General features: G+C 45.2%; 22 protein-coding genes. 7 read left to right on the forward strand and 15 right to left on the reverse strand.

All coding sequences use genetic code 11. The features are described 5' to 3' along the window. Positions 1-103: 103 nt before the first annotated feature. The 3 genes from gcvP to GZK95_RS16315 form a co-directional block, all read right to left on the reverse strand. On the reverse strand, positions 104-2,974 hold the full coding sequence (gcvP, locus tag GZK95_RS16305) for an aminomethyl-transferring glycine dehydrogenase (RefSeq protein ID WP_075715981.1): 2,871 nt from the start codon (positions 2,972-2,974) through the stop codon (positions 104-106). Positions 2,975-3,097: 123 nt separating this feature from the next. After that, a complete protein-coding gene (gcvH, locus tag GZK95_RS16310) occupies positions 3,098-3,478 on the reverse strand; it encodes a glycine cleavage system protein GcvH (protein ID WP_075706040.1) in 381 nt (126 codons plus the stop codon). 24 nt (positions 3,479-3,502) lie between these two features. Further along, positions 3,503-4,798 carry a serine hydroxymethyltransferase gene (locus GZK95_RS16315; RefSeq protein WP_075715980.1) on the reverse strand — a complete coding sequence of 432 codons (1,296 nt, stop codon included), beginning with the start codon at positions 4,796-4,798 and terminating at the stop codon, positions 3,503-3,505. A gap of 352 nt (positions 4,799-5,150) precedes the next feature. Here GZK95_RS16315 and GZK95_RS16320 point away from each other — a divergent pair, with 352 nt between their 5' ends. The 3 genes from GZK95_RS16320 to GZK95_RS16330 all read left to right on the forward strand — a co-directional run bounded on the left by GZK95_RS16320 (position 5,151) and on the right by GZK95_RS16330 (position 8,253). Then, positions 5,151-5,774, forward strand: coding sequence for a helix-turn-helix domain-containing protein (locus GZK95_RS16320; protein ID WP_075706042.1), 624 nt, complete (start codon positions 5,151-5,153; stop codon positions 5,772-5,774). Between the two features lie 246 nt (positions 5,775-6,020). Next, entirely contained in the window at positions 6,021-7,139 is a 1,119-nt protein-coding gene (gene gcvT / locus GZK95_RS16325) for a glycine cleavage system aminomethyltransferase GcvT (RefSeq protein ID WP_075715979.1), read from the forward strand. 442 nt (positions 7,140-7,581) lie between these two features. After that, positions 7,582-8,253: a LuxR C-terminal-related transcriptional regulator gene (locus tag GZK95_RS16330; RefSeq protein ID WP_075706044.1), complete on the forward strand. Its 672-nt coding sequence runs from the start codon at positions 7,582-7,584 to the stop codon at positions 8,251-8,253. A gap of 67 nt (positions 8,254-8,320) precedes the next feature. On the opposite strand, the gene GZK95_RS16335 is transcribed toward GZK95_RS16330, so the two are convergent. Next, positions 8,321-9,046, reverse strand: coding sequence for a TetR/AcrR family transcriptional regulator (locus tag GZK95_RS16335; protein ID WP_075715978.1), 726 nt, complete (start codon positions 9,044-9,046; stop codon positions 8,321-8,323). Positions 9,047-9,426: 380 nt separating this feature from the next. On the opposite strand from GZK95_RS16335, the gene GZK95_RS16340 reads away from it, so the two are divergent. Beyond that, positions 9,427-9,984, forward strand: coding sequence for a transcriptional regulator (locus GZK95_RS16340; protein ID WP_075715977.1), 558 nt, complete (start codon positions 9,427-9,429; stop codon positions 9,982-9,984). A 323-nt stretch (positions 9,985-10,307) separates the two neighbouring features. On the opposite strand, the gene nadE is transcribed toward GZK95_RS16340, so the two are convergent. Further along, positions 10,308-11,135: an ammonia-dependent NAD(+) synthetase gene (nadE, locus tag GZK95_RS16345; RefSeq protein WP_075715975.1), complete on the reverse strand. Its 828-nt coding sequence runs from the start codon at positions 11,133-11,135 to the stop codon at positions 10,308-10,310. Between the two features lie 183 nt (positions 11,136-11,318). Here nadE and GZK95_RS16350 point away from each other — a divergent pair, with 183 nt between their 5' ends. After that, the gene (locus GZK95_RS16350; protein ID WP_075715974.1) at positions 11,319-11,837 is read left to right on the forward strand and encodes a nicotinate-nicotinamide nucleotide adenylyltransferase; all 519 of its coding nucleotides are present in this window, start codon (positions 11,319-11,321) and stop codon (positions 11,835-11,837) included. Positions 11,838-11,901: 64 nt separating this feature from the next. Continuing rightward, a complete protein-coding gene (locus GZK95_RS16355) occupies positions 11,902-12,390 on the forward strand; it encodes a hypothetical protein (RefSeq protein WP_075715973.1) in 489 nt (162 codons plus the stop codon). 4 nt (positions 12,391-12,394) lie between these two features. Here GZK95_RS16355 and GZK95_RS16360 read toward each other — a convergent pair whose 3' ends face one another. Then, a complete protein-coding gene (locus GZK95_RS16360; protein ID WP_075715972.1) occupies positions 12,395-14,266 on the reverse strand; it encodes a putative bifunctional diguanylate cyclase/phosphodiesterase in 1,872 nt (623 codons plus the stop codon). Between the two features lie 337 nt (positions 14,267-14,603). On the opposite strand from GZK95_RS16360, the gene GZK95_RS16365 reads away from it, so the two are divergent. Continuing rightward, on the forward strand, positions 14,604-14,954 hold the full coding sequence (locus GZK95_RS16365; RefSeq protein ID WP_075706241.1) for a hypothetical protein: 351 nt from the start codon (positions 14,604-14,606) through the stop codon (positions 14,952-14,954). Between the two features lie 61 nt (positions 14,955-15,015). Here the strand turns inward: GZK95_RS16365 and GZK95_RS16370 are convergent, their stop codons facing one another. The 9 genes from GZK95_RS16370 to norR all read right to left on the reverse strand — a co-directional run bounded on the left by GZK95_RS16370 (position 15,016) and on the right by norR (position 24,813). Continuing rightward, positions 15,016-15,630 carry a glutaredoxin domain-containing protein gene (locus GZK95_RS16370; protein WP_075706049.1) on the reverse strand — a complete coding sequence of 205 codons (615 nt, stop codon included), beginning with the start codon at positions 15,628-15,630 and terminating at the stop codon, positions 15,016-15,018. Positions 15,631-15,799: 169 nt separating this feature from the next. After that, complete coding sequence (locus tag GZK95_RS16375) at positions 15,800-16,687, reverse strand: DMT family transporter (RefSeq protein WP_075706050.1); 888 nt, start codon at positions 16,685-16,687, stop codon at positions 15,800-15,802. 57 nt (positions 16,688-16,744) lie between these two features. Then, a complete protein-coding gene (locus GZK95_RS16380) occupies positions 16,745-17,662 on the reverse strand; it encodes a DMT family transporter (protein WP_075715971.1) in 918 nt (305 codons plus the stop codon). Between the two features lie 193 nt (positions 17,663-17,855). After that, the gene (locus GZK95_RS16385) at positions 17,856-19,184 is read right to left on the reverse strand and encodes an MATE family efflux transporter (protein WP_075715970.1); all 1,329 of its coding nucleotides are present in this window, start codon (positions 19,182-19,184) and stop codon (positions 17,856-17,858) included. 207 nt (positions 19,185-19,391) lie between these two features. After that, the gene (locus GZK95_RS16390) at positions 19,392-21,314 is read right to left on the reverse strand and encodes a monovalent cation:proton antiporter-2 (CPA2) family protein (protein ID WP_075706052.1); all 1,923 of its coding nucleotides are present in this window, start codon (positions 21,312-21,314) and stop codon (positions 19,392-19,394) included. Further along, positions 21,311-21,931 carry an NAD(P)H-dependent oxidoreductase gene (locus GZK95_RS16395; RefSeq protein WP_075715969.1) on the reverse strand — a complete coding sequence of 207 codons (621 nt, stop codon included), beginning with the start codon at positions 21,929-21,931 and terminating at the stop codon, positions 21,311-21,313. The genes GZK95_RS16390 and GZK95_RS16395 overlap by 4 nt, the downstream gene beginning before the upstream one ends. Positions 21,932-21,989: 58 nt before the next feature. After that, positions 21,990-22,631, reverse strand: coding sequence for an HAD family hydrolase (locus GZK95_RS16400; protein WP_075715968.1), 642 nt, complete (start codon positions 22,629-22,631; stop codon positions 21,990-21,992). A 170-nt stretch (positions 22,632-22,801) separates the two neighbouring features. After that, on the reverse strand, positions 22,802-23,161 hold the full coding sequence (locus GZK95_RS16405; protein ID WP_075706055.1) for a glutaredoxin family protein: 360 nt from the start codon (positions 23,159-23,161) through the stop codon (positions 22,802-22,804). 68 nt (positions 23,162-23,229) lie between these two features. Then, entirely contained in the window at positions 23,230-24,813 is a 1,584-nt protein-coding gene (norR, locus tag GZK95_RS16410) for a nitric oxide reductase transcriptional regulator NorR (protein ID WP_075715967.1), read from the reverse strand. Positions 24,814-24,923 lie beyond the last annotated feature (110 nt).

Below are 24,923 nucleotides of genomic sequence, written 5' to 3' on the forward strand. Positions count from 1 at the left end.
TATCATCTTCAATTCGAACTAAAAGAAAACGCGAACCTGTAAGGGTTCGCTTTTGAATTGTTAGAAGTTAACCAACTTAATTAGTTACCCTCAACTACAAAACCTAATCTTCGTAATTATCGATGCTTGGGCATGAGCAGATTAGGTTGCGATCGCCGTAGACGTTGTCTACGCGGTTAACCGTCGGCCAGTATTTCCACTGTTTCGTCGCTTTAGAAGGGAAACAACCAATTTCACGTGAGTATGGGCGCGTCCATTCATCCGCTGATAGATCAACTTGAGTGTGTGGTGCTTTAACCAACGGGTTATTGTCGAGCGGCCACTCTCCATTTTTCACTTTGTCCATTTCGTGGCGAATGGCGATCATTGCATCACAGAAGCGGTCTAGCTCTTCCAAATCTTCAGATTCCGTTGGCTCTACCATAAGTGTACCCGCAACAGGGAAAGACATGGTTGGCGCATGGAATCCGTAGTCCATTAAGCGTTTAGCGATGTCTTCTTCGCTGATGCCAATTTCCTCTTTGAGTGGGCGAATATCAATAATGCACTCATGTGCAATACGGCCATTCGTTCCACGATAAAGAACAGGGTAGTGTGGGCGTAGTCGTTCCATCACGTAGTTGGCGTTAAGAATGGCGACCTTAGTGGCTTCTGTTAAACCCACTTCTCCCATCATTGCGATGTATGCCCATGAGATAGGCAGAATTGAGGCGCTGCCAAGGTCTGCTGCTGACACGGCAAAGTCTTCACCTTCCACACCATTTTCAATATGGCCGGGTAGGAATGGGGCAAGGTGTGATTTTACGCCGATAGGCCCCATACCTGGGCCGCCACCGCCGTGCGGAATACAGAAAGTTTTGTGCAAGTTAAGGTGAGACACGTCCGAGCCAATTAACCCAGGGGTGGTCAATCCTACCTGCGCATTCATGTTGGCTCCGTCTAGATACACTTGACCGCCAGCTTCATGCACCATCTCGCACACTTGTTTCACTTGCTCTTCGTATACGCCATGGGTTGAAGGGTAGGTGATCATTATGCTTGAGAGGTTTTCGCGATGTTTCTCAATTTTCTCGGCTAGGTCAATAAGGTCGATGTTACCCTCGTTATCACATTTCACTACGACCACTTTCATGGAAACCATTGAGGCGGTAGCAGGGTTCGTGCCGTGCGCGGAGCTTGGGATCAAACACACGTTGCGATGGGCATCGCCACGGCTTTCATGGTAACGCTGAATCGCAATAAGACCGGCGTATTCACCAGACGCACCCGAGTTAGGTTGAAGTGAGAACTCATCATAATCGGTAATTTCACACAGCTTGTCTTTAAGATCTTTTGCTAGTGCGCTGTAACCAGCAGCCTGCTCGATTGGCGCAAATGGGTGTAATGCGCCAAATTCAGGCCAAGTAACGGGGATCATCTCAGCTGCTGCATTGAGCTTCATGGTGCAGCTGCCGAGTGGGATCATGCCGTGAGTGAGCGAGAAGTCTTTGTTTTCAAGCTGTTTTAGGTAACGCATCATCTGTGTTTCACTGTGGTGAGTGTTAAACACAGGATGAGTTAGGTAATCGGAATCGCGGCGGCAAATTTCAGGAATTGCTGCAAACTCGTTTTTCTCGATGTCTGCTGAAAGGCTTGCAACGTTCTCTTGCACATCGAAAATCGCGAACAATGCGGCAACATCACTAATTGTTGTTGTTTCGTCAAAGCTTACCCCAAGCTGCTGGCTCGTTTTGAGTAGGCGTAAGTTAATACCCGCGGATTGTGCTTTTTGATACAGTGCGTCAGTGTTACCTGCGGTGTTAATGGTGATGGTATCAAAGAAGCTGTTGTGAGCCAGTTCATAGCCTGCTTTAGTCAAGCCTGCTGCGAGGATAGCTGTCATATGGTGCGTGCGACGGGCAATGGTACGCAACCCTTCTGCGCCATGATAAACCGCGTAAAAAGCCGCCATATTGGCGAGTAGTGCTTGCGCAGTACAGATGTTTGATGTCGCTTTCTCGCGGCGAATATGCTGTTCACGAGTTTGCATTGCCATGCGCAGGGCTTGGTTACCATTGGCATCAATCGACACGCCAATCACACGCCCAGGCATTGTGCGTTTATGCTTATCTTTGGTTGCCATAAATGCGGCATGCGGACCGCCATAACCCATTGGTACGCCAAAGCGCTGGGCTGAGCCAATCACCACATCAGCACCCATTTCACCTGCTGGTTTGAGTAGTGCGCTGGCGAGTAGGTCGGTGGCAACAGTAACCACGGTTTTGTTGGCTTGGGCTTGAGCGATAAGATCACTGATATCACGAACTTCGCCCGTGGTTGATGGGTATTGAACTAAAGCACCAAATACATCGTGATTAGGCAGAGAGTCAAGCTCATCGACAAGCACGTCAAAACCAATAAACTTGGCTCGCGTTTTCACCACTTCAATTGTTTGTGGGTGCACATCTGACGCGACAAAGAACGTATTGCTCTTGCTTTTGCCTGCGCGTTTACACAGCGTCATTGCTTCTGCAGCCGCCGTTGCTTCATCGAGCAGTGAGGCGTTGGCGATTTCCATACCGGTGAGATCCATCACCATTTGCTGGAAGTTAAGCAACGCTTCTAATCGACCTTGAGATATCTCAGGTTGATACGGCGTGTAAGCGGTGTACCAGCCGGGGTTCTCCATCACGTTGCGCAGAATGACGTTTGGTGTAAAGGTGTTGTAGTAACCTTGGCCAATAAAAGTGCGCTTGATTTCGTTCTGCTGGGCAAACTGCTTCATGGCAGTAAGCATATCGGCTTCGCTTTGCGCTGGTGCAAGTTTAAGTGGTTGCTCCAATCGAATTTGCGCAGGCACAGTTTGGGCGATCAGTTCATCCAAACTGCTAACATTGATCGCTGTCAGCATTGATTGCTGATCTGCTTGGTTTGGTCCGTTGTGGCGAGCAACGAATTCGTGTTGCGTGCTGAGGCTTTGAAGTAGTGTTGTCATTGTCCTTTACCTTCTTATAAGGTGCGTATTCTGCGAAAGCGTTGAGTACCCCTCACGATGACTAATACGAACCTTTAAAAAAAGCTGCCCACTTAACACGGGCAGCTTTTGCTGTTTCCTTAATTACTCTTCTTCAATCGAGCTGAGATATTCCTCGGCGTCTTTTAGATCGTCGAGTTCTGCTGGGTCAGACAGCTTAACTTTTGCGATCCAACCACCGTCATACGGTTCTTCGTTGATAAGCTCTGGACTGTCTTCTAACTCTTCATTTACTTCTACGATTTCACCAGAAACTGGTGCATAGATATCTGAGGCCGCTTTTACCGACTCAACGAGTGAAAAACTGTCACCAGCATCAATGGTATTTTCCACTTCTGGTAGGTCAACGAAAACCACGTCGCCTAGCATCTCTTGTGCATGTTCAGAAATACCGATAGTGACAGTACCGTCACCATTGTCACGTACCCACTCGTGGCTATCAGTAAACTTCAGGGTTTTGTCCATTGCTAAATCTCCAAATTTAATTTTTTATTGGTAAAGCGGAAAGCGAGCACAGAGCTCTTTAACTTGCTTGCGAACACGTTGTTCCACATCAGCGTTGCCTTCTGGGTTCTCAACTAACCCATCGAGCACGTCTCCAATCCAATTACCGATCAGTTTAAATTCTTCTACGCCAAAGCCGCGGCTTGTACCTGCAGGGGTGCCTAAGCGAATCCCCGATGTAATCATAGGCTTCTCTGTGTCGAAAGGGATGCCATTTTTATTACATGTGATACCGGCACGCTCTAAAGCGTGTTCTGCTTGATTGCCTTTGAGCCCCTTAGGCCTTAAATCAACCAGTATTAGGTGTGTATCGGTGCCACCGGTTACAATATCGCATCCGCGAGTTTGCAATACTTCCGCAAGAACTTTTGCGTTTCCGATCACCGAATCAATATAAGTCTTAAACTCAGGTCCCAAAGCTTCACCAAAAGCCACCGCCTTTGCGGCGATAACATGCATGAGCGGCCCACCTTGAAGGCCCGGGAATACGGCTGAGTTGATTTTCTTTATGATCGCTTCGTCATTAGTGAGGATCATCCCGCCGCGTGGTCCGCGTAGGGTTTTGTGTGTGGTCGTTGTCACCACATGTGCATGTGGTAATGGGCTTGGGTGAGCGCCTGTTGCGATTAGCCCTGCGATGTGAGCCATATCGACCATCAAAAGTGCGCCAACTTCGTCTGCAATTGCGCGAAACTTGGCAAAATCTATCGTGCGAGGGATGGCGCTACCGCCAGCAATGATCATCTTTGGTTGGTTATCTAAAGCCAATTGGCGCACGGCTTCGTAGTCTATTTCCAGTGTGTTACGGTCAACGCCATATTGCACCGCGTTAAACCATTTGCCGGATAGTGCCGGTTTTGCCCCGTGAGTTAAATGACCGCCCGCATCAAGAGACATCCCCAAGATGGTGTCACCCGGTTGCAGCAGTGCGAGTTTGACCGCGCCGTTAGCTTGAGCCCCTGAGTGAGGTTGGACATTAACAAAGTCACAATTGAATAGCTTTTTGGCACGTTCAATCGCAATAGATTCTACGGTATCGACATGTTCACAGCCGCCGTAGTAGCGGCGACCAGGATAACCTTCTGCGTATTTGTTGGTTAAGCAAGTGCCTTGCGCCTGCATAACCGCTTTAGAAACGATATTTTCAGAAGCGATCAGCTCTATCTGTTCATTTTGGCGTGTGTACTCCGCTTGAATGCCAGCAAATACGGCATCATCGGTGGCGGAAAGTTGAGTGGAGAAGAAGTTCTCTAGATGATGATTTTGATAACGGTGGTTCATAATCAGTGACCTTCCTTAATGGTCGGCAAGGGTTAACTTGCTTCTGTAAATGACTTTCTCTACTTACTCAGTTGAGTTTGGCAGCACGTTCAATTTCATCCCAAAGTGGGTAAACCCATCTTAACTGGTCGCTTATCTGACTCTAGAATTGATGGCAATAGCATCTCGCTAACTAACAAGTTGGTAACATAGCGGTTGATGTAAAAACAATCAACCAAAAATTTCCTATAGGAAACTTAGTTTCAAATTTTGTTAACGGCAACACGAATTGGCGAACTTTTATCCTTTTTTATTACGATGTGTTATTGCACAATGAGATAAAGACAGGAAGTTGTAATCGCATGGGGGATGCATGTCAGAAGAGATCTACGATGAATACCCGTCGTTGACTTTGGCAAAAGAGAGCCAAGATCAATCTATTGCGCCGCTGAAGCTAGGGGAGCGAATCAAAGATATTCGTAGTCGGCTTGGCATTACTCTGGAAGAGGCGAGTCAGCGCACAGGTCTTGCTCGCTCTACCTTAAGTAAAATTGAAAATGAGCAGATTTCCCCAACGTTTCAAGCGATGCAAAAATTGGCGCATGGCTTGCAAATTGATATGCCACAGTTGTTTGAACCCCCGGAGAAAAAGGTGGCAACAGGGCGTCGAGATTTAACGCGTGAGGGGCAGGGTAAGCCGCATCCCACCCAAACTTATGAGCATGAGCTGCTGGCAACTCAACTACTCAATAAGAAAATGATGCCTTTTAAAAGCCGTGTACGAGCGCGCAGTTTTGATGAGTATAGTGATTGGGTAAGGCATGATGGCGAAGAGTTCTTGCTGATTTTGTCTGGTGAAGTCACGTTTTATTCTGAGTTTTATGAGCCAGTCAAAATGGCAGCGGGTGATAGCGTTTATTACGACGCCAATATGGGACATATGTTGGTATCAGTTAGCCAAGAAGATGCCCATATTTTATGGGTAACGGCAAAATAGCCCAGTTGTTTCCAATTGGAAAACAGGTAAGCAGCATTATTTAAAGAGTTGGTTTTGGCCAGCTCTTTTTTGTTTGTGTAAGCAAAACACTAGAAGTGTCAGCCTCTAAGTGATGTTCTAAAAATGTTAAATGTCACACTTTGACGTTGTGATTAAAGTTTAGTCGTGCAAAATTTGCCCTATCATGTTTATTATCGGAAACATGTTTTCTCAAGCAGAACTCGAAACGGATATTGGAGACATCACATGAACGAAGCGCTATTGACCACGCCATTGCATGCATTACACCTTGAAGCCGGGGCAAAGATGGTGCCGTTTGCTGGTTATGATATGCCTGTGCAGTACAAACTTGGCGTTAAGAAAGAGCATTTACACACACGTGAGCAAGCGGGTTTGTTTGATGTTTCCCATATGGGGCAACTGCGATTAAAGGGCAGTGGGGCGGCCGAATACCTAGAAACATTGGTGCCAGTCGATATTGTTGACCTGCCAGTTGGTAATCAGCGTTATGCCTTTTTCACCAATCCTCAAGGCGGGATTATGGATGATCTTATGGTTGCAAACCTAGGGGATCACCTATTTGTTGTTGTCAACGCAGCGTGTAAGAAACAAGATATCGCCCATCTGCAAGCAACCTTGCCTGAAGGTGTTGAACTTGAGGTGATCACTGATCGCGCATTGTTAGCATTGCAAGGCCCCAAAGCGGTTGAGGTACTTAAGCGTTTGCAACCAGCAGTCGCCGATATGGTGTTTATGGATGTCGAAAAATATGAGTTGCTGGGGGTTGAGTGCATTATTTCTCGCAGTGGTTATACCGGTGAAGATGGTTACGAGATTTCCGTGCCCAATGAAAAGGCTGCGGAACTCGCTGAGAATTTAGTTGCGCAAGAAGAAGTGGAATGGATTGGTTTAGGAGCGCGAGATTCGTTGCGTTTGGAGTGTGGCCTATGTCTTTATGGTCACGATCTTGATGAAACTACGACGCCAGTAGAAGCCAGCTTGTTGTGGGGAGTTCAAAAGGTTCGTCGCTTAGGTGGTGAGCGCCAAGGTGGATTTCCTGGGGCCGATATTATTCTAGAGCAAATTGAAACTAAGCAAGTAACTCGTAAAAGAGTCGGTTTAGTTGGAGAGACAAAAGCGCCTGTTCGTGAGGGAGCAGAACTGTTTGATGCCGATGGTAACAAGATTGGTATTGTGACCAGTGGTACGGCAGGCCCTAATGCCGGTAAACCTGTTTCAATGGGGTATATTGCAACCGAGTTTGCAGCAGTCGGCACGGCGGTATTTGCCGAAGTTCGCGGCAAAATGCTTGCAATGACTGTTGAAAAAATGCCGTTCGTTCCGCAACGTTATTATCGCGGTTAAGAAAAAACTCATTACTCCGTTTTGCATACTTTCGCCTCTAATCGGTTATCGGATTAGAGGCTTTTTTTTAGTTGGTGATACTCAAGTGATTTTAAGGTGCAGGATTCAGGGGACGGCTTTTGGGGATAGGATTACACGAGTGAGCTTGGTGAAATGGTACTAATGATTGATCTATTTATAACTCGCTTCACTCTTGAAACAGGTAGCTCATAAGTAAGACTTTGTATGTAGATCGTTACACAATCAAGGGATCTCTAAGCAGATGGTTTCGCTAAGGGCAAGTAATCAATGTTCTTCTCAAAAATAAGAATCCACTGTTAAGTGGCTATTTTTAAAGCAAAAAATATCATCATTATAAAAAGTGTGATCTATGTGTATGTTGACTATTTGTGACTAAACGATAGTTTTAAATTAGCACCCAAGCAAAGCTGGAGAAAAGTACATGACCCCTGAACACAAACCCAAAATCACTCTGCTGTCTGATGTTAGTATGCAGTCGAAGTTGTTTAAAGACTCACTTGAAAGAGGGATAGAGCTAGATGTTGACCTAGCATCAATAGACGAGCTAGCTCGAGTAATTGATGAAACAGAAGCAGTTCTGGGCGATTACGTTTTGATCGATTATAACTATTTTGATGACGTTAATTTTGAGCAATACAACCAGCTACGTGTGCCTGCTAATGCCGGTGCGAAAGAGATTGTTATCAACTGTCCTAAAGAGGTCTCATCTTCAGAGTTATTCAAATGGCGTAACCTAGTGGGTGTGTTCTACGTTGATGATGAGATTACACTGTTGCTGAAAGGCATGCGAAAGATTATGCAAGATGAGATGTGGTTGTCCCGTAAGGTCGCTCAAGACTATATCGAGCACTTCCGTTGCGCGAATACTGTGACCACATCACAAGCTTATGCAAATCTAACCAAACGCGAAAAAGAGATCATGCGCTTGCTTGGTCATGGTGCCTCTAACCTACAAATTGCTGATGAGTTGTTTGTGAGTGAGAATACAGTTAAGACACACCTACACAATATCTTTAAGAAGATTAATGCCAAGAACCGCTTGCAAGCTCTGCTTTGGGCAAACAACAACATTGGTTTAGAGGAGCGCGTATAGACGTGCTAATTGGGTGTGAATAAATAACAAAGGGGAGCATATTGCTCCCCTTTGTTGTTTGTAGATACTAGCGATACCCAAGTGATATTAAGTTCTTCTCAATTTCAATCAACTCATTGATAGAGGCCGGATTTTTCCATGGGTAACTATTAGTAATTCTCATCGTGCCTTTGAGAAGTGGATGATCTAATGAAATAGGCTTGCTCAAATTGCATGTTTCCTTTGCCAGATTTGGATTACATGAGTGACTAACGACTAATGGAAAACCGACACTGAGCGTCCAATGTGTCAACATGAACTCTTCAATAAGCGAGTCTTTATTATCACTGCCAAGAATTAGCTCACCCTGCTCAATGGCGTTAGAAAGCTCGTTCTCAAAGCAATCGTGAATTTGCAGTGACACCGTCGCTAGTTTATCTACCCATCCTTGAGAGGCTTTATTAAGCAGATTTAAAGAATTTAGCATTGTGAATAGTCGATATCCAAATGGATAGATGTACATCGATTCTTCGGAAGCCAAGTTTAATGCGACAATCTTGGAAGATAAGGAGTAAGGAAGTTTTAGGATATCACTAATCACCGTGAGTGTTTGGTGCGTCATTTGAACGGCTAGGGCAACAAGAACATCTTCTTTTGATTGAATATGCTTGTAAACTGAACCCATTGATATTCCGGCATTTTTTGCTATCTCAGACATTTTGAAGTCGATTAATGAAGAATCGAGAATGCTTTTAACTGTCGCATCAAGGATCAATTGTTCTTCATCTGCAAATGAGTATTTAGGGGCCGGCATACGATTTCTCTTACTTTGTTCTCGACTATGCTAGTCAATCAACATAGTCGAGTCAATTTTTATCACTACTGTTACTAGTTTCCTTAAGTTGTCAAAATAATAAATTTTATTTTTATTGCTTTATCTTATCACTATGTTTTTAAACATAAAAAACCAAATGTCGTAGATGCATTGAGTGTTCAATAAATCTCACTTTGTTGACATGATATGAATATTGAATAGAATTCGAATATCATTCGAACGATGTTCGAGATTAATAAAATAAGAGCAAACATTTGGCTTTTGCAGAAATAGAAAGTTCTTAAAGATCAACGTGATCATCGATACATTTCAGAATTTGAACGTTTGTAATGCTTGTTGGGTAAAAAGGAAAGGGAGTGATGGATAGAGAGTTTAAGCTAGGTGAAAAGCTGCTGTTTTATCCCAAAGCTAATTTGTTGGTTGATGAGAGTGATACAGCTGAAGTGAGTACGCTGGGCTCTAATGAAACTCGTTTACTACAGTACTTAATTGATAATCGTGAGCGGGCGGTGTCACGTCGAGAACTGATATCGGTACTTTGGAATGATAGAGATATATTTGTCGACGATTCGAGTTTAACTCAGTCGGTGTCAACATTACGCAAAGCCTTAAAGGACTCTACTCGCTTCCCAACTTACATAAAAACAGTACCGAAATTTGGTTACGAGTTCATCGCTGCGGTAGAGAAGTTAGGTTTGAGCCCGTTAAAATCGACGATAAACAATGGCTCAATAAAGAACGACGTTTCAACTCAGTCTACAAAATACACTGAAGCGGTTAAATCTCCGCATGTATCAGTGACTAACTCAATGCTGCTGCGATATTCGTTGTTTAACACTTTTTTGGTGGGAGTTAGCTTATTGAAGCCGAAACTTCTATCTGCTGCTGTTGCTATTTTTTCCTATTTACATTTTTAGTCTGAGGTACTGAATGAAATTAGAGTCCTGCCCTTTCTGTGGTAGCTATCATTTGTCGGTGGAAATGAAAGCCAGCGCATGGAACGACAAGCATCAGGAACTGCACATTGTCTGTAATGATTGTGCGTGCATGACACCGGTATATATTTGGAATCGGAGACAGCCAAGTAAGCTTGAGGAGTTAAGCCAGTTAAGTTCAACTCGCGCAATATGAGAGTGCGTAGCAATTAGTCTGAGAGTAGCAAGACAAAATCTTAAGCTGATATTAGGAGTACTGAGCAGAGCCGGACCCTGCCCAGTTATCATTAAAATTTATTGGCAGCTCAATCGTAGATCGTTGGGATTGGTTGGCGTTTGTGTTGGGTCATTTGATAAATCTTAACCAAGCGCTGTGACACTTCTGCCGAGACCGGTTTACCTTCCAAGAAGTCATCGATTTGCTCGTAGGTAAGGTTCAATGCATCTTCGTCAGCTTTTTGTGGTGCGAGTTCTTCAAGATCCGCTGTTGGGACTTTTTGCACGAGTTGTGCTGGTGCGCCCAAGGTGGCCGCAACTTCACGTACTTGACGTTTGCTTAAGCCAAACAGAGGTGCCATGTCGCATGCGCCATCACCAAACTTAGTATAGAAACCGGTAATATTTTCTGCAGAATGATCCGTACCTAACACGAGTCCACCTACATATCCTGCAATTTCGTATTGAGCAATCATACGTGCACGCGCTTTGACATTACCTTTCACGAAATCGACTTTGGCTTTGTCTTGAGGAATTAATCCTGTGCCCTCTAGAGCAACGTGTGACGCTGCGTGCAAGCCATCGACACCTTGTTTGATGTTGACTGAAACTGAATGAGTCGGTTGAATGAATTGAAGCGCGAGTTGAGCTTCATCTTCATCTTTTTGTTCGCCATAAGGTAGACGTACAGCGATAAACTGGTAATCGCCGTCAGTTTCTTGGTTAAGTTGATCAACGGCGAGTTGAGCTAAACGACCGCATGTTGTTGAGTCAACTCCGCCGCTGATACCGAGCACGAGTGCTTTACAGCCTGACTCAGTCAGTTTGCGTTTGATGAAATCAACACGTCGAGTGATTTCAAAGTGAGGGTCAATCGATGGTAGAACGCGCATTTCATCGCGAATCAACTGTTCCATTAGTATTCTTCCTGCAGCAGTGATAATTGAATTCGGTTTATACCAAAACAACCTTGTAATTCAGTTTGGCAACTTGACAGTGCATCCTTGTTCTTGAAGTTGCTTGGGTATAGTGAGTATCATACCTAAAACTGCTAAATAGAAAACCGAGATCACGAATTTCGGACGCTACAAGGATAAAAAATGACAAAGATCGCTGTATTTGGTAGCGCTTTTAACCCACCAAGTTTGGGGCATCGTAGTGCCGTTGAATCTCTTGGTCATTTTGACCGCGTATTGTTGCTGCCAAGCATTGCTCATGCGTGGGGAAAGGAGATGTTGGACTACTCTCTCAGAGTCCAACTGGTTAACGCATTTATTGAAGACCTTCAACTCTCAAACTTAGAGTGTTGTACGCTTGAAAAAGATCTATTCCAACAATCTCAAGGTGGGGCAGTGACCACATTTGCGGTGCTTTCAGAGCTGCAGAGACAGGTTCCCGATGCTGAACTAACCTTTGTATTAGGGCCAGACAACTTGCTTAGCTTTAGCAAGTTCTATAAAGCGGATGAGATCGTCAAGCGTTGGAGCGTGATGGCCTGTCCTGAAAAGGTAGCAATACGCAGCACTGATATACGTGCTGCCTTGGCAGACAATCGCTCTATTGAGCACTTAACTACGGCGAAAGTTTGCAAAATCTTGACGGAGAATCGCTACTACTAAATGGAGATTTAAAGTAGTTTCAACGCTGAAAACTATAACAATTTCTAATTTGCTTGAGGTATTTATGACGAAGATGAGCGCTGTGCTTATTTTTGGTCTTTTTGCGGCGAATGCTGTTGCTTGCGAGAATAACTATTACGGGTTTAAAAGCCACGTAGATGTACCACAAACGTTTTCATTATACCGAGACTGCTTATCAAATAAGCCATTATTGAGCCATCAACAAGGCTCAACATTGGATTATGGTTTGCTCTCACAATCTAACGACAAAGACTATTCAGAGTATTGGTCTGACTGGGTGTTAAAATCTGATGCCAATCCCTTTTTCAGCCAAAACTATTCCAGTAGTTACTTTGGTATTGGAGTATGGTCGCCAGATGAACTCGATGGTGAGGATGAGTTGACCACTCAAGAATGGCTGTTGAATCATGGTTTGCAATTTAGTGTTGGCTTTGGCGAGAAAAAAAATGGCGAGCCTAGAGTGAGGCTCGACTATATGTGGCATGACGATGAAAAAAACAACGTTATGATGCAAGTCGAGTTGCCGTTTTAAGCCTTTAGCCTAGACGGTTAACGACTTTTTCTTCGGCACTATTTTGCGTTTTAAGATAGTGCTTGATAAGCACGCTCGGAATCTCAGGGCGTGCAAAGTAGTAACCTTGAATTTGCTTACAACCCATTGTGGACAACTTGTTCAGTTCATCCTCGTTTTCCACCCCTTCGGCAATCAGGTTTACTTTTAGCTGCTTGGCTAATTGGATAATCAGGTTTACAACACGTTCCGCTGTTTCGTTAAAGAGGATGTTACGCACAAAAGTGGCATCAATTTTTATGGTGTCGATCGGATAGCTATGAATGTAGTTCAAACTTGAGTATCCAGTGCCAAAATCATCCAGCGCAACGGTAAACCCCAGTGCTCTGAGCTTGTCCAAAATGTAACGAACTTCATTGGTTTGTGATAACAACACTGTCTCGGTTAACTCGATCGTAAATTCATCTGGCGCAAACTGATATTTGTTTAAACAAGCATTGAGGTGCCTCATGTAGCGTGTTGAATCAGCGAGTTCATGGGCAGAGCAGTTGAGGCTTAAGCGCACTTTGTAGCCTAGCCCTTGCTCTAACTCCTTTTTCGCTTTGCAGGCGAGGGCGACAATACGTTCGCCTAGTTCCACAATTAAACCTGACTGTTCCGCGGCTTCGATAAACTCCATCGGTGAAATAGTACCGAGGGTTTTACTGTTCCAGCGTGCCAGAGTCTCAAAGTAGTCCCAAGTGGGGTTATCAAGCGAGACTATCGGCTGCAGAGCCACATAAATCTCACTCTCTTCGGTATTGTTGCGGTCCAACTCATTGCGTAACGCATCAATAACCATTGTGCGCCGATAATACTGATTACTGAGATGGATATCATAGCTCTGGATATGATTGTTCCTTACCTGCTTGCAGTCTTTCAGAGCTAAAGAGGTATTGAGCATGAGTTGATCGGCGGATAGGCTCTTTTCAGACTTGCACGCTAACCCTATGCTGGCACTGAGCTTAATCTTATGCGATGAATCACGGTAGCCCTGACGAAGCTTGACGATGATATTTTGGCAGATGGTGAATGGGTCACTTGAGAAGGTGACAAATGCGAACTCATCGCCGGAGATCCGGAACGCGTGATTTTGCTCTGGTAAACTTTCTTCTATTGTCATTGCGACAAACTTGAGAACTTGGTCTCCAATATAGTTGCCATATAGGTTATTAATGGATTTGAAATTATCTATGTCGATATACGCAAGCGTGAGCGGCTCATCAACGACGTCGTCATAGTGTTCGAGCATGCCAGAAAGGCGGCTTCTGTTAAGCAGTCCGGTTAAAGCATCATGAGAGATTTCGTGGCTCAACTGATTAACGAGGCTATCAGAACGCGCTGAAAACCACTTTGCGCGCAAGCTATGTACGACAATATTGGCAAGAAAAGTGTGGTAATAAATTAATCGACTTTTGCTTTCTTCATCTAACTGGCTAACGGGGGAAGTAAAGGTTGAAATTAAGATACCTAGGTTCTCACCATTTTGAGCGCGCAAAGGCACGCCAAGATAAGCCTCGATTTCATTCTCCGCCAGAAAAGAGTCTTGTGGGAAATCCTGCGCGACCTTCTCACTGAATAAGCAGAAAAGCTGAGTGGATTTACTCACTTCATGGCAAGGAGTGCCAACCATTGAGTAGCAAAATGGCGTCTGGATTTTCCTCTGGCAAGCATAGGATAAGGTTTGGGCAAAGAAGTTGAGTTTGTCTAACTCAACAATACAGGTGCATTGGCTACCAAACTCACGGTGCAGCAGCATGGTTACTTGATGTAAAAGCTCTTGTCCCTCGAGCGCAACAATACGATTGATGGTCTCCACATTTATCGATAATGAGGATGATTTACTTTTTTTGGCCATCTGACATCTCCCTGACACTTGTGATCTCTGTCACTTAGAATTGTCTGTCTCAGGATTAAATATGGTACACAGTGCATACTTTTTCAAACCAACGCCACATTTTTGCCTTAATTAGCACTTTTTGCTGATAGGGATTGATTTTTTGTACTGTGGTAACAGAAACCACGATGATAGAGTGCTATCGAGACTCTATTTAAGGGCACAAGTTATTGAGTTAAAAGAGCGATCTCTTTTGGCGAGTGGCACAGCTTTCGAGAAGCTATCACTTATTTCGCAATTGACCCGCTTCGGTTACAATGCCGCCCAGCAAAACACACAGTGTGATTTAGGTGAAATTATGGAACACAAACAGTTTGAAACCTTGGTTAAAGAAGCTTGCCAGCAAGAGAATTTGCCTCAAGCATTAGCGATCTTAAAAGCATGTGAAGAGCAAGAAGTCGCAGAGGTGGCGGAATCACTAACGGGTCAATTTGCATTGGCAGAGGTTGAGGGTGAAAAGCGCATTTACCATGTGACTGTTCAAGAAAACGAGCAAGGCGAAGAGCAGGAGTTCGTCGAGCACGTAATGAATGAAGGCGATGACGTGATCCGATTTGTCGCTTGGTTCTTCGACGCGATGTTTGAAGTAAAACGCAAGGATACATATCAAGCTGCCGGTAAGACTTACCAGCAACCAAAGCGTAGTTAGTCGCCCATTTGCAGACCATATAGTCAAAGCCCCAGTGAGTCACTGGGGCTTTTTGATAGAGCTAGCCCTGATTGGCCTCAAGGTTGACGACGTTATCAGGTACTTTATTTAGTCCCTTTTTTTCAATCCATGCCTCAAGGTTGTCTGCGCCACCGACATACTGACCATCAAGCCAGATCTGCGGCACGGTAACGGGAGTTTTCATACCAATGATGGCTTTGACTTCAGGGATCATTCGATAGAGAGCGGCACTCTCTTTGACTACATCATGGTATTGGTACTCAATGCCTGCATCATCAAGCATCTTCTTGGCTTTTACGCAGAAAGGACAAGTTGCTTTACCGTAGACAATATTGCCTTTGAGTGTGTCACGCAATGTCCAATTTTGAATCACAGACTGAACCAACACACCACGATTTAGTGCCTCACCTTGGCTAATCACTTTGCCCTCAACAACGAGGATAGGAGCATGCCAAGCGCCGAGCTTTAAAGGTTCCCACCAATGAGATAACCAATCTTTAACCTCTAGTTCAATAGGAATACCTGCGAGTTCATTATCAAAGGTGTCTTGCAGAATATCTTTGGTTAGGGTGCATTCGCCACAAGGGATATTGACTTTGAATGGTCCCCAACTGCCAGCCCAGCGATATAAAGTGATTTTTATTGGTGTTGTCATGGCGAGCTCCCTCACGTTGATGACTCAGCTTGGGATCATGTTGTGTTTCCAAGCCGTCGCTAATTTTTGACTTATCCAGAGACCTGCTAATTACTTTCAACTTTAGCAGTATCTCGTCGTGGATGGTTAAAATATTAGAACGGCTATCTTGAGGTTTTCTTTCAAAAAACTATTTTTTTACACGGGCTTTGCGCGATTCCCATTGGGTAATAAACGCCACGGAAGCAATGATGATAGCGGCACCAAGCCAAAGGCGACCCGGAGGCACCCATCCAAAAACCATCCAACCTGCTAAGACGTTCAATGGCAACTTGGCGTGATCAAACGGTTGAACAAAAGAGGCGTCGGCCACGGAGTACGCTTTTGCAATCGCCCATTGTGCCAATGCTGTAGCGATACCAGCCGCCACTAATATGGCCCACACTGTAGCGCCAGAAGGCATTTGCCATTCTGGTAGAGCGAGCAAAATATTGAAGGGTGTAATAAGAATTAATAGGTACACCACCATGGTTGATGGCGAATCATTCGAAGAGAGTTTTTTGACCATCAATGAGTAGCAAGCCCAGAAAAAAGCTGCGCCTACAGGTAGTAATGTTGCCCAGCTAAAATCATCAGCCCAAGGTTCGAGAATGATCATCGCGCCAACGAAGCCCGTCAACGTGGCACCCCATCGAGCCGCGCCCACTTTCTCTTTCAGAAACAGACCGGAACCAACGGTGGCAAAGAGTGGTGAAGTCATTAACAGCGCGATACCTTGCCAAATCGGTACGGGATAAGCGAGTGCCCACAACCAAAGTTGAATGCCAATGACAGCTAAGAAGACGCGGAAGATATGCCAACCAAGTTTTTGGGTCCGCAAAGATTGGCGAATACCCAACGTTTTCAAATAGGGCAAGATAACCACTAAAGCGATGGCGTACTGCACCAAAGCAACGGTAGTCGATGACAAACCAAAGTTAATGCTGGCAACTTGCGCCAAGCTATTCACGATTGCGAAAGACAAGCCGGCGGCTAACATCCAGCTTGCGCCTTGAATTGGGTGGTGATTATTGCTCATATAAACTGAAACTCGAAAAAGGTTTGCGGATCATACGACTTAATTCCTCTGAACTCTCTAATTTTTTGAACGATTTATTATAACAACTGAGAATATGACCAAAATCATGCCGATTGCATGCCAAATTGTGAACATTTCCCCTAGTAATAGTACGGCAAATGCCGCGGTGATAGCGGGCCCCGCGTTATTGGTTAGGCTCAATTGAGTAGGGGTTAGTCTAGCCATACCCGCCGCTACAAAGTAAGAAGGCAACACAGTACAAACGATGCCAAGTATGACGCCGATGGTGATTAATTCATACGACCATTCACTTATCTGAACCCCACTGAGTAGCAAGTGAGTGATGATTGCCAGTCCGGCGCTTCCCATTCCAATACTGGTAAACATGGAGCTACCTAGTCGGTGAATTAAGGGCTTACTCGCGACTAAATAAATTGCGAATACGAATGCTGAAGCGACAGCAAGTAAGGCTCCTAGAGCGACGGAATGACCAAGGGTTTGAAAGTCATGCACCAAGATCAAAGCAGTACCGATGTATCCGACAAAAGTTGCCAAGATTACGTTTTTGCTTGGGGCTTGTTTAAAGACTACCCAGCTAATCAATACAACGAATGAAGGAAACAGAAAGATCAATAGTCGCTCTAGTTGCGCTGAAATAAACGCTAGCGCAGAGATATCGAGATAACTAGCAAGATAGTACCCCAAAACACCAACTCCCGCTGCCGCGATGCCGGACTGTCGAGCTTTACTACGATTGGATGCTTTTCTGCATAAGTAGACCAGAGTAACCAAATAGAGTGGGAGCGAGCTCAATGCACGTAATGCCATGATAGACGTTGCATCTCCCCCAGCTAGATAAGCAAGTTTGACTAAAATGGGCTTAAGCGAAAACAGCAAGCAGCCAATAAACGCATAAATAAGGCCTACATGGTGTTGGGATACGGAGAAATCCAAAGTTTTCAATGATTGATTCATTAACTCGTTCCTTGTGGATGAATGAACGGCTACGAGTTAATGCAAACTGGCTACTTACTCGTAGCCAGGCACTAGTCTACCTACCGGCTACAGGTATTAAGAGGAGGAGCCATAGGTAAGTAAAGTTAAGCGGCATTGCCAATGTCCTTATTAGTGAGCGTTTAGGTTAACTAATGGTTAAAAGTGATGCAACCTATTTCACAATGATGCGCAGCTCTACCTGACGGACAGCATTTTGATACATCAGCCATGCACATGTTCCTGCCGCGATATTACCTACCAATGCACCCCAAAAGATGCCCTCAATGCCAGCTAACCTTGAGCCGACCCATAAGCATGGTAGGAAAAAAGCAAACAGGCGCAGTGCAGAAATGGTGAGTGCGGTATAAGATTTTCCCAGTGCGTTATTGATGGAAACCATCAGCATGCAAATACCAAGTGGCCCCAAGCTAAATGGAACGATCATCAAGTGCCAGTCTAAAATTTGCTCTACCTTTATATCACTCGTCATTAGGCGAGCGAGAAAACCGCTGCTAATTAGAGTAATTAAGGCAATCACCAGTTGAGAGGCCAATATGTATTTGCAGGCGATGATGACGAGTTGGCGAATCTCGTTGATTTTGTTTGCCCCGAGTAAACGCCCCACCATAGGAGGCATCGACATTGTCAAAGCTAATACAGACACAATCGCGAAAAACTCATAGCGAGAGCCAAGCGCCCATGCGGCAACCGCTGCCGTGCCATAACCCGCGAGCAGTTTGGTTGCCAACATCGAAGACAAGGGAGGCAACAGTTGGCTCACCATCGCAGGCCCCATAATGTTGCCAATCGATTTGAGACTGGCTGGTAAATCGAGATCGTGCCAATCAAAACAAATCCACTGTTTACGGGCAACTTTAGGGGCCACGACCAGAATGCCAATCCCAAAAGCAACAATGGTAGCGATAGCCGCGCCATTGATACCTAGATTGAAAGTAAAGATAAAGAGTGGGTCCAAGGCTAGGTTGATAACGCTCGTAACCATCATTAATGTGCCCGGCAACATCGTATTTCCGTTTGCTCGGCAAACACTATAAAAGAAATAAAGCAGTGCCCCAGTCCAAGAACTGATCAGCCAATAGATCCAATAGCTATCGATGATTGGCAATACTGTGTCAGGCGCGCTAAGTAATGATAGTAAAGGCTCACGTATCAGATAGATAAGTAGCCCAAACAGCGCGACACCAACCGAGCCCATTACCACTACTAAGCCGCCAAGCTGTTGAGCATAGCGAATTTGATTGGCGCCGATTGCTTTTGCAATTACCGCTGTGGTGGCGATACCAAGCCCGACTTGAATACCGATAATGACCATCTGGATCGGTAAGGTAAAGCCTTGGGCTGCTAAGGGCAAAATACCGAGTTGCCCGATAAAGGCACTGTCGACGAGTTGAAAGCTCATCAATGACAAAACGCCAAACAGCATTGGCCAAGTCATATTGAAAAGTTGTTTTGCTAGTGATGGAGTCTGGGTGGTCGTCATAAATACAGGTGCGTTAGATAGTTAAGCCGAGGCGTACCTCGGCTTAGGATTATTCCAATCGGAACTAGTAAGGTAGAGCGCATGCCAATTCCGGTTGGTATCATAGATATACTCAATTGGCTGTTGGTAAACCAAGCCTGTTGAGATTACATGGCTATAGTCTACTCGATATATGAGTTAAATCGAGTAGCTATGGGTTAAAACACTTTAAACATTTTCTTTAAAATCTTCGGCATAGCCTTTTGGTGGTGGTGTCCAACCACGTTCATCGTTGTTGTGTTTATCAGCTCGGTCGGTGGCGAGCGCCAGTTTGATCTGCTCTTCTAGGTGAATAAACAACTGTCGGTAGTTGTTGTCAAAACGCTCACCAGAGGCATCATCCAGCCATGCTTGATAGAGCATATCTGACTTTTTATCCTCAACACGTTTATAGCTGGCTTTTTGCTGTTCAACGTGGAACGGATGATGGCCTAATTCTCGTAGAGCGTGCGCACCAAGCTCTAATGCAGAGTGATAGGTTTCTGATTCAATAATATCGGCACCCGCCTGACGTAGCAGGTAACTGTCGCCTCGGTCAAATGCACGTGCCAGTATTTTCACCTTCGGATACGTATGTTTAATATATTTAACCAGTTCTAATGAAGCGTCGTTATTATCAATCGCGACCACGACCATTGCCGCTTCTTCAATACCGGCGGTATGGAGCAAATCTGGGCGGGTTGCATCACCAAAGAAGGCTTTGGTATTGATTTGGCGAACCATATCCACCTGCGCTGCTTGATGATCCAGCACCACGGTTTTGATACCGTTGGCGACCAACAAGCGATTGATTATCTGACCAAAACGCCCAATACCAGCGATAATTACGGTGCCTTTTTCATCAATTTCATCCGCTTCGCCGTCGTTCGATGCTTGCTCATAACGAGGTAAAATGACCTTATCGAACAGAATAAATAGCCCCGGAGTGAGGAACATTGATAGCGCAACAACGAGCGATAACGTTTGGGCGATATCCAGCGGGATAACATGATTTTGGGTGGTAAAGCTTAACAGGACAAAGCCAAATTCCCCGGCTTGTGCCAAGCTGAGGGTGAACAGCCAGCGATTGCTCTTACGAATTCGAAAACAGAAGCCAAGCAGGTAAAGAATAATGGCTTTAAGCAGCATCACGCCCAGTGTTAAACCGATGATGAGGAAAAAGTCATCGAACAAGATGCCGAAGTTAATTCCAGCGCCAACGGTGATAAAGAACAGACCAAGCAGTAGCCCTTTGAATGGGTCGATGTTTGACTCTAACTCATGACGAAACTCACTGTTTGCCAAAACTACGCCAGCTAAGAATGTCCCGAGAGCGGGAGAGAGGCCAACCAGACTCATCAAGGCTGCGATGCCCACCACCAACATTAGCGCGGTTGCGGTAAAGATTTCGCGCAGTCCTGAACTAGCAACAAAGCGAAATAGTGGTCGACTGAGATAGTGACCACCCACGACAAGCCCAGCAATTGAAACGATGATCACTAGCGCGTAGCCCCAACCAGGCAGGCCAGCAACTAGGCTCAACTCTTCATGATGCTCCGCCGCGCTAGCGGCTGCGGTTTGTGCTTTCTCTACTAACTCTGGTAATGCTAATAGTGGAATAAATGCCAACATTGGGATGACGGCAATATCTTGGAAGAGTAGAACTGAGAACGCATTTTGCCCGCCTTCAGTCCGCGTTAACCCTTTTTCGTTAAACGTCTGTAATACGATAGCGGTCGATGAGAGGGCAAAGATCAAACCTATTGCTAAGGCAATAGTCCATGGCAGTTCAAACAATAATGCAATGCCCATAACAGCCGCTGCGGTCGCACCAACCTGTAACCCGCCTAAGCCGAGTAAGCGGTTGCGCATGTTCCACAGCATTTTAGGCTCTAACTCTAGCCCCACTAAAAACAACATCATCACCACACCGAACTCGGCAAAGTGCTGGATGGTTGTGGTTTCTTCACCCACCAACCCAATAATAGGACCAATCACCACACCAGCGATCAGGTAACCCAGTACCGAGCCTAGCCCCAACCGCTTGGCAATGGGCACAGCAATCACCGCGGCAACTAAGTAGATAAAGGCTTGCAGAAAGTAACTGGTCATTCTTTATCTCCTAGAATCAGTTGATTAAGGTATGGATTGAGTTTTTCTACCTCATAGGCGCGCTTATAATCGAACTGATCGTTGACCAGAGCGTTGAGCAAATTTCTCCAGTTTTGAACATGTTGAGTAATTCTGCCTTCTTCTTTTGCTGTACGTGCGCCGAAAAGAGCCAAAGGTGCCATGTATTTCATACCCGTCAATGCGGCCATTTGCTCGATAGGGTAAAGAAGTTCGCGAATGGTGAAGTGGTTGTATCCTTTGGTTTGATAAGCATCCGCTCGTCCGCCAGCAGATAAGGCACATAAAAAGCGTTTATCTTTGAGGGCCGTGCCTTGGCTACCATAAGCAAAGCCGTACTCCAAGACGAGATCTTGCCATTCTTTGAGCATTGCAGGGGTGGAATACCAATAAAGTGGGAACTGGAAAATGATCACATCATGTTCGAGTAACCGCTGTTGCTCGCGGTCAATATTGATGTTGTAACTTGGGTATTCGTAGTAGAGATCGACGGTGGTGACACCTTCAATATTTTGTGCAGCATCAAAAAGGGGCTGGTTTACCTCAGAACGATGCTGAGAAGGATGAGCATACAAAACCAGCACTTTGTTTTTCGGCATAGTTGGCTTCCTACCATATTATTGAATTTGTTATGCCTAGGTAACTTATGGTGAAAAGCTACATAGCTTTATTATTTTTACTCGCATTGCCGTAGGTAAGCAACTGGGTTAAGTCATTTAGATGAGGTACAACGACGGATGCCTGATGTTCAAACGGTTTTTCTATACCATGATTGACCAAGCATGATGGCATGTTGGCATTGAACGCGGCCTGTAAATCGTACAAGTAATCACCGACATACAGAACTTGTTTGGGAGCAAGTTGCCACTCACTTGCAAGAGAGTTGAGGGCATCAGGGGCGGGCTTAGGTGCAAAGTGCTCTCGGCTAATTATTCGCTCGATATTCAGATTGTTGTGTTTTACTTTGGCGGAGGCGGCCTCAAAGCAGTTGCGTGTAATGATCGCGGTGTGTAACGCTTTGCGTTCGATATAGCGCAATATGGTGACGCAACCCGGCATTGGGTGGGAGCTTTTGGCGTCCTCAAGTTCATGGTCGAGGATCATTTGCTCAGCATCGGCACGCAATGTTGGGCAGGTAATCTCATCGGTAAAGGTCAGCAAATCTCGATCAAAAGGACAGCCGATCTCTTCGCGCAACGAGAAAAAGTCCATATCAGAGCTGACGAGAGTGTTATCAAGATCAAACACGATCGCCTTAATGTGTTGTGGTTCAAACGGTACGACGGTGAGTTTATCCATAAAATCACACTCCTAGTCACTTACTTAAGCGTATTATTGACACTTATTGGGTTGAAAACGTTAGCGTTGTGCTCCTATTGTCAGCCCCGCAAAACAGTGTCCATTTCCTGTTTTAAAAGCTAATGCGGGGCACTATGTCTATGATTTCAAGATAGTTGCCTTGGTATGAATTAGGCAAATTCTTTTTCTAAATAAGCCACAATATCAGCAGACTCATACATCCACTGCACGCCTTGTTGGGTTTCTATGCGCAAGCAAGGCACTTTGATTTTGCCACCTCCCGCTTCCAAGTCTGCACGGTGTTGAGGGTCATTTTTCGCATCACGTAAATCGATTTTAACCGATTGACGTTTTAAAGCACGACGTACCTTGACGCAAAATGGACACGCTTCAAATTGATATAGCGCCATTTGTGCAGCCTTTTCATCGATTGCTTGTTGAGCTTCTGTTGAGCGTTTTACGCCGCGTGGCGAAAAGACAAAATCCAGTACCAGAATAATTCGACCTAAAATCCAACGGATGACTTTCATAACATTCCTATCTAGTTCAACTAATTATTCTGGTATTGTAACAATCAGGCTACATTGTATAAACAAAATTAGTAATCAATCTTGTGTTGTTTTGTAACTTGGATTCCGAGACGCTTGGCTAATCGAACTAAGTTGGCGCGATCCACTTTGAGCTGCCTCGCGGCTTGCGCCCAATTGAACTTGGCACTCTCAAGTGCGGCGATAATCAGTTTGGCTTGATACTCATCAGTTGCTTGTCGAAGGTCTTTAACTTCAATTACCTGTGCTGGTGAGGCGGTGTTTGTAAGCGCTGATTGACTGTTCGGGCTCTCGCTGCTGTTTAATGCTAGATCTATAGCACTCACAGAAACCGTATTGGCTTGATGGCTGTTCGCGCGCGCTTTCAGTGCTGCCCGATTAATCACATGCTCTAGTTCGCGTACGTTTCCGGGCCAGTCGTAGCGAGGTAGTTGTATCAACGCATCTTTCGCGAACTTGAGCTGTACAATGCCTAGTTTTTTCCGTGCTTGTTCTAAAAAATAACCTGCTAATAATATCGCATCTTCTTCACGTTCGCGTAGCGGAGGAACCGCGAGAGGGTAAACACTCAAGCGGTGATAAAGGTCTGCCCGAAAACGACCATGCTCTACTTCTTTGCTCAAATCTCGATTGGTCGCTGCGAGCACACGCACATTGATACTCTGAACAGCATCTTGGCCCACAGGTTGAATCTCATTGTTTTGCAACGCTCGAAGCAGTTTGCTTTGTGCAGTTAAGCTTAATTCGCCAATCTCATCTAAAAACAGTGTACCTCCATCGGCGAGGGCAAATTTGCCAAGTCGTGTTTTATCTGCGCCAGTAAAGGCGCCTTTAACGTGACCAAATAGCTCGCTCTCAATCAACGATTCAGCGATGGCTGCGCAGTTGACATAGATTAGTGGTTGGTTGCTGCGTGCTGATTGATGATGCAGGCTTCGTGCGACCAACTCTTTGCCAACTCCAGTCTCGCCATGGATCAGAATCGTAAAATCAGAGGGGGCAACGACAGAAATATCTTGTTTGAGTGCTTGCATTGCGCTGCTATTACCGATGATTTCACCGCCATCGCGTTCCCACACCTCTTGATTGAGCTCTTCCAATTTCTGTTGGGTCTGCTTCGCTTGCTGCTCAAGTTGAGAAACAGTTAACGCTACTTTAAGGTGCGATGCGACAATCGCAGAAAGCGCCTCTAAACTCCGTGGTGGAATGGCATCAAACACGTTGGGCGTTAAACTGTCAAAGGTAAGCACGCCAAGCAATTGGTCAGCATAAATCAAAGGAAGCCCCATACAGGCGTGCATCGGCAACTCGCCATCGTAGTCCAAAAGTAACCCGTCAAAAGGATCAGGAAGCGGGGAGTCAGCATCGAAGCGAATCACACTGGTTGCGGCACAGATTTGGGCAAAGCGAGGGTGATCATTGACTTTAAAGCGGCGACCTAAGGTATCTCGGGTGACACCCTGAATGGCGAGCGGTACTAAGGTGTCGCCTTGTAAACCCAATAGGGCGACACAGTCACATTGTACTGCTTTACGAATCGCATCGAGTAACTTATTAAAACGGTCTTGATCATTATGACCACTTGCTAAGCCGGCTGTCATATCCAGCAGTGTTGAAATCGAAATATCTTGCATGAGCTAACCTTAAATGAGTGCTTTACCTATTCTAGAGTCAATTTGACTCAAAATAAAGAGGTCAAAATGACATGAGTAAGATGGTTAACTGACTGAAATACTAGTAATTT

Source organism: Vibrio panuliri (assembly GCF_009938205.1).
GTDB lineage: Bacteria > Pseudomonadota > Gammaproteobacteria > Enterobacterales > Vibrionaceae > Vibrio > Vibrio panuliri.

What these genes read in the sequence shown, in the direction of transcription:
- GZK95_RS16395 (WP_075715969.1), bottom strand. Translation starts at nt 21,931, where the DNA reads ATGCCGAAAAACAAAGTGCTGGTTTTGTATGCTCATCCTTCTCAGCAT.
- GZK95_RS16320 (WP_075706042.1), top strand. Translation starts at nt 5,151, where the DNA reads ATGTCAGAAGAGATCTACGATGAATACCCGTCGTTGACTTTGGCAAAA.
- GZK95_RS16315 (WP_075715980.1), bottom strand. Translation starts at nt 4,798, where the DNA reads ATGAACCACCGTTATCAAAATCATCATCTAGAGAACTTCTTCTCCACT.
- GZK95_RS16375 (WP_075706050.1), bottom strand. Translation starts at nt 16,687, where the DNA reads ATGAGCAATAATCACCACCCAATTCAAGGCGCAAGCTGGATGTTAGCC.
- gcvT (WP_075715979.1), top strand. Translation starts at nt 6,021, where the DNA reads ATGAACGAAGCGCTATTGACCACGCCATTGCATGCATTACACCTTGAA.
- GZK95_RS16385 (WP_075715970.1), bottom strand. Translation starts at nt 19,184, where the DNA reads ATGACGACCACCCAGACTCCATCACTAGCAAAACAACTTTTCAATATG.
- nadE (WP_075715975.1), bottom strand. Translation starts at nt 11,135, where the DNA reads ATGGAACAGTTGATTCGCGATGAAATGCGCGTTCTACCATCGATTGAC.
- GZK95_RS16380 (WP_075715971.1), bottom strand. Translation starts at nt 17,662, where the DNA reads ATGAATCAATCATTGAAAACTTTGGATTTCTCCGTATCCCAACACCAT.
- GZK95_RS16355 (WP_075715973.1), top strand. Translation starts at nt 11,902, where the DNA reads ATGACGAAGATGAGCGCTGTGCTTATTTTTGGTCTTTTTGCGGCGAAT.
- GZK95_RS16360 (WP_075715972.1), bottom strand. Translation starts at nt 14,266, where the DNA reads ATGGCCAAAAAAAGTAAATCATCCTCATTATCGATAAATGTGGAGACC.
- GZK95_RS16370 (WP_075706049.1), bottom strand. Translation starts at nt 15,630, where the DNA reads ATGACAACACCAATAAAAATCACTTTATATCGCTGGGCTGGCAGTTGG.
- GZK95_RS16335 (WP_075715978.1), bottom strand. Translation starts at nt 9,046, where the DNA reads ATGCCGGCCCCTAAATACTCATTTGCAGATGAAGAACAATTGATCCTT.
- GZK95_RS16400 (WP_075715968.1), bottom strand. Translation starts at nt 22,631, where the DNA reads ATGGATAAACTCACCGTCGTACCGTTTGAACCACAACACATTAAGGCG.
- GZK95_RS16405 (WP_075706055.1), bottom strand. Translation starts at nt 23,161, where the DNA reads ATGAAAGTCATCCGTTGGATTTTAGGTCGAATTATTCTGGTACTGGAT.
- gcvH (WP_075706040.1), bottom strand. Translation starts at nt 3,478, where the DNA reads ATGGACAAAACCCTGAAGTTTACTGATAGCCACGAGTGGGTACGTGAC.
- GZK95_RS16340 (WP_075715977.1), top strand. Translation starts at nt 9,427, where the DNA reads ATGGATAGAGAGTTTAAGCTAGGTGAAAAGCTGCTGTTTTATCCCAAA.
- norR (WP_075715967.1), bottom strand. Translation starts at nt 24,813, where the DNA reads ATGCAAGATATTTCGATTTCAACACTGCTGGATATGACAGCCGGCTTA.
- gcvP (WP_075715981.1), bottom strand. Translation starts at nt 2,974, where the DNA reads ATGACAACACTACTTCAAAGCCTCAGCACGCAACACGAATTCGTTGCT.
- GZK95_RS16390 (WP_075706052.1), bottom strand. Translation starts at nt 21,314, where the DNA reads ATGACCAGTTACTTTCTGCAAGCCTTTATCTACTTAGTTGCCGCGGTG.
- GZK95_RS16350 (WP_075715974.1), top strand. Translation starts at nt 11,319, where the DNA reads ATGACAAAGATCGCTGTATTTGGTAGCGCTTTTAACCCACCAAGTTTG.
- GZK95_RS16330 (WP_075706044.1), top strand. Translation starts at nt 7,582, where the DNA reads ATGACCCCTGAACACAAACCCAAAATCACTCTGCTGTCTGATGTTAGT.
- GZK95_RS16365 (WP_075706241.1), top strand. Translation starts at nt 14,604, where the DNA reads ATGGAACACAAACAGTTTGAAACCTTGGTTAAAGAAGCTTGCCAGCAA.